4 protein-coding genes and 1 pseudogene are annotated in these 4,005 nt (G+C 36.2%); 2 read left to right on the top strand and 3 right to left on the bottom strand.

Annotated features, from left to right (window positions below):
• Positions 1–59 precede the first annotated feature (59 nt).
• From FJR06_RS05195 to FJR06_RS05185, 3 genes and pseudogenes are all read right to left on the bottom strand, one after another.
• Entirely contained in the window at positions 60–464 is a 405-nt protein-coding gene (locus tag FJR06_RS05195; RefSeq protein ID WP_323294673.1) for a Uma2 family endonuclease, read from the bottom strand.
• A pseudogene (iscB, locus tag FJR06_RS05190) lies at positions 442–1,721 on the bottom strand (RNA-guided endonuclease IscB). The gene FJR06_RS05195 and the pseudogene iscB overlap by 23 nt, the downstream one beginning before the upstream one ends.
• Positions 1,722–2,220: 499 nt before the next feature.
• A complete protein-coding gene (locus FJR06_RS05185) occupies positions 2,221–2,439 on the bottom strand; it encodes a DUF4327 family protein (RefSeq protein ID WP_015083416.1) in 219 nt (72 codons plus the stop codon).
• 694 nt (positions 2,440–3,133) lie between these two features.
• Between FJR06_RS05185 and FJR06_RS05180 the strand changes: the two genes are divergently transcribed.
• Complete coding sequence (locus FJR06_RS05180) at positions 3,134–3,364, top strand: hypothetical protein (RefSeq protein WP_015083417.1); 231 nt, start codon at positions 3,134–3,136, stop codon at positions 3,362–3,364.
• Entirely contained in the window at positions 3,351–3,695 is a 345-nt protein-coding gene (locus tag FJR06_RS05175; protein WP_041458587.1) for a type II toxin-antitoxin system PemK/MazF family toxin, read from the top strand. Before FJR06_RS05180 ends, FJR06_RS05175 begins: the two co-directional genes overlap by 14 nt.
• Positions 3,696–4,005: the final 310 nt, after the last annotated feature.

Here is a 4,005-nt window from a genome sequence, read left to right as displayed (position 1 = left end):
GTACTGGTAGTTGCCTTGAGCGTCTAGGAGGATAATTGACTATCCTTTTTAAGCAGGTCTTAAAGAATCTGCGTGTCTTTAGACCGCAGAGTGTCAATATATTTTCTATAGTCATCAACTCGCCAATTGCTACTCACCACTTCGATGATTAATGGTACAGAATCACCTTGAGTTACCGTTGCTGTTTTTTCCCACAGGGCTTCATTGACTAGGTTTGTGGGATTTATCAACAAAACATCTAGACAATAGGCTGATTGCCTTGTTTGCGGTTTAACTAATGCCTGTTTGGGAATAAAATAGGGAAGATTTAAGCGGCGGCACTCTATAGCTAATTCTATAGTTAAAAATCCAGTTCTGCTTTCGTGTTTTCCTAATGGCGGATTCATCTCAATAATTTCCCCGTCTCTGCATTTAATCTCATAAAATTGTAGTTTTCCGTAGTCAAACGTAGCTATATCCGTCACTACAATGAACCTTAGTAATATCTTTCATTGTTGAAAATTCAACTCTAAAACCATTGATAACAATCTCACATCCGTTTTTTGTGGGAGTTTTAACACGACTTACATACTTTCTGTGAAGTTATGTTTTTACGATCTTTGTGCAAAGTAGCCTTAACAAAATCTCCTGTAGAAACATGAGTGAATATTTTTTTAGGCTCGGTGCAAGGAAAACCAAATTTATTGATCCTACAGAATCTTCTGCAACTATGCCCCGTGCTTTTTACTGTTAAAATTTTTGTTGTAAGTATTTTGAGAGTTTCAACTTTCCCTACACAAGCAGCATCAATCCAATGAGTTTTAGGCAATCCTAAACGAGTTCTATTAAACTTAGTTAAACCTCCTGAACCTGTTGTTACAGGTAATCCAGTTTCTTTTAACTTATTAAATAAAGCCCATCTCGTTGAATTTACAGCAGACGCATCTTTTAGTGTCCGCTGGGCTTGGGATAAAATTTGCTTCAACAACTCAGGCTTTTTTACTAAAAACTTCTCAATATCTTGAGTACCTTTTTTGATATTGCATTTCTCACAAGCTAGACACAAATTAGAAATTCTATTAGTTCCTCCTTTGGCTTTTGGTTTAATATGCTCAACTTGTAAAGGGACATTTTCAGCAGTACAGTATGCACATTTTCTATTCCATTTATTCAAAAGATATTCACGGACTTCATACCCTTGTAACTCTCCTTTGTTGATACTCAAAGCCTGATATCTCCGGGTTTTCTAGCTGCTGTAGGTCAAACCTAGCAAGCTCTTGAACTATGTCAGTTATTGGGGCAAAATTACATAATCTTTTGACCCAAGTGTTAATAGTTAAAACTCTATGGCTTAAAGAAGGTGCTAACCAACTTTTAGATTTAGTGCGGTTAAGAAATCTAGCTTGACGATAACGAGTATGTCTAGAACGTCTTCCTCGCCTTACTCCTTTTCGAGTTTCTAAGCCTTCTTTAATAGCTAAACCTCTGTGTTGTAATTCCATACCCCAGATGACTTTATTATTTTGAACTAACGCAAAACCTGTAGTTTTACTCCCTGGATCTATTTTTAATTCAATCGGTTGAGTTGGAACGTGAGATTTAGGTTCTTTCAAAATTATGGTAAATGGAAATCTTCTAAATACAGCAGCTTTTTGTTGATTTAATAAAAAACGTGCATCTCCTGGATGGATTGGAGTAAGTGGTTTTTTGTTGGTATCAAGAACTAGAACAAAATTAGACATTTAAATTTCACCTTTTCAGGGTAATGTTTGCTTCAACCTTGTTATCTGAGCTTGTTATGCTAAATACACTATCCTTGCGGATTGTTTAATAAGTAGCAACATGGCAGGGGACTAGCGAATCCCAAGGTGTTATGACCTAGATAACGTTTACCCATTCGACTACGCTCAGGGTGGTTTGGTTCACATAAACTACAGATTACTCCGTTTATTTATGCTCTCATGCAGTTCATAAAATCCGCCTTCTGGTTTCCATTTAATAAACTCTTCAAAGGTTACTAACTGGGTTTTAGGTAAGGTTTGAACCATAATTTACCTACCTTGATAAAAATGCTATGTTAAGATACTGAATCCCAGATCAATATTGTGCTAAATCTATAATAGAATCTCGGCGGAATTACACCTACCATAAAAACAAGGATTAAGCACCATCCTTGTTATAGGTAGAGGTAGGCGTATTTACATCAAGCTATGTTAGATATAGCCGATCTAATTTAGATGTTTAATCGTCGTCCCACTTTTCTACTGCTAATAAATCACCAATTGGATCTTGAGTGCTAAATCCAAAGTCTAGCAATTCTTGTTTCCAATGTTGCCATTCATCGCCATAGAGTAAGGCAATTTTCCAAATCCTATCATTGGGTTTGATAATATTGGATTCTACGAGTGATTGCACGTTGCGCTGCAATTTCACCATTGGGTGAATTACTTGCTGAATCATAAACTCGGTGTATTTCAGATTTTTGTGTGTAAATTCTTGATCAAAACAGCTTTCCGGTTGCAATTATTACCTGCGCGTAGAGCAATTATGGTTTGGCAAAGCTAGTTCCAACTTTTCCACTATACCATAACTAACAAGAGTAAGTTGCTTGGGAATTCGGTTTTGTCCGGTAATCACTACTACTAACCGCTATTTAGGCTGAAAAGTGGTGGCAATATCCAGTCTACAAGGTTTTTAGGCTTGCCATCGCCATGATAACGCAAGTAGAGAAAATTGACACGAATTTCTCAATTTTAATTGTGGGATGAATGTAAATAGGTAATTGTTTTCCCCGAATTGAAGGAGTTGCGCTGCTAGTCTAGCCTAATTAGGGAACGAATCTACCTTTAGACCTGCAACCCGTTTTTATTCACTGAAGGGGAAGAATGGATAGATAAGTTGGAATGGATTCCATTTTAAGATAAAAGCGATTCCTAGGTCACGCTAGTTCCCTCCGGGACGCAATGCGTTCGCTATCGCATCTCCTCAACCTCCCAAACAGCGAACTGACAAGTCAGCACTTACGCTATCGCATTCCTTCAACTTACCAGAATCCTTTTTTTTACGAACCACTCCAGACACGGAGAATACAGAGTATTTGCAAATTGTTAAAAAAGTGGTATGATTGATTAGTAAGATGAATAAGTCATACATAATGATGAAAGTCACAATTACTTTAGAAGAAGACATTCTCAGATTTATTGATCAACAAGCAAAAGGTAATCGTAGTGCCTATATCAATGCACTATTAGCAGAACAAAGACGCAAAATTTTAGAAGCAGAAATAATTGCTGCACTCCAAGAAGATGCAAAAGATTTAGAATATCAAAATGAGATTTCTGCTTGGGATAATGTAGCTGGAGATGGTATTAATGCCAGAGGGTAATTTAACTTATAAACGGGGTGAAATTCGCTGGGTAAATCTTGATCCAACGGTGGGAGCAGAAGCACAAAAAATCCGTGCTTGTTTGATAGTTCAAAATGATATTATGAATCAATATGGATTATTAACAATTGTGATGCCATTTCGACCAGGAAGTAAGCAAGCTCCCTATATTGTCAATATCAAAGCAACAGCAACTAATGGATTAGATAAAGATCGTTTTATTGATGTTGCTCAAATTCGTTCTGTTGATTATCGTCGGGTTTTAGGGTTGGTGGGGATTTTAGAACCCACATTCCGCACTTCAAAAAGTAGCACAAGTAAACTACATTGACGGTCAATTAAAATTTATGATTTTAACAATTAGGTATCAATGTAAAACAAAATTATGGATACACAAAGTAGAGCTTTTATCGGTGTTTAAAAGCTATTTCAACAACAATATTTAATTCAAGGTGTGGAATCAGTTCTCAAAAAGATAACCGATGAAATTGTAAAAATAAAGATAATAACTAAGATAATAAATAATATTTTTGGCAAGTAGTAGGTAGGAATTGTAAGATATGACAATGCGACTCCGTTAAATTAAGAATTCGTTGAAATCCTTGTGTCATCAAAATATGAATACCTTGGAAACATTGAAA

It is taken from the genome of Dolichospermum sp. UHCC 0352 (assembly GCF_009711925.1).
GTDB lineage: Bacteria > Cyanobacteriota > Cyanobacteriia > Cyanobacteriales > Nostocaceae > Dolichospermum > Dolichospermum lemmermannii.
Note: the sequence above shows the minus strand (reverse complement) of the source record. Positions and strands in the feature narration are given on the sequence as shown.

What these genes read in the sequence shown, in the direction of transcription:
- FJR06_RS05180 (WP_015083417.1), top strand. Translation starts at nt 3,134, where the DNA reads ATGATGAAAGTCACAATTACTTTAGAAGAAGACATTCTCAGATTTATT.
- FJR06_RS05175 (WP_041458587.1), top strand. Translation starts at nt 3,351, where the DNA reads ATGCCAGAGGGTAATTTAACTTATAAACGGGGTGAAATTCGCTGGGTA.
- FJR06_RS05185 (WP_015083416.1), bottom strand. Translation starts at nt 2,439, where the DNA reads ATGATTCAGCAAGTAATTCACCCAATGGTGAAATTGCAGCGCAACGTG.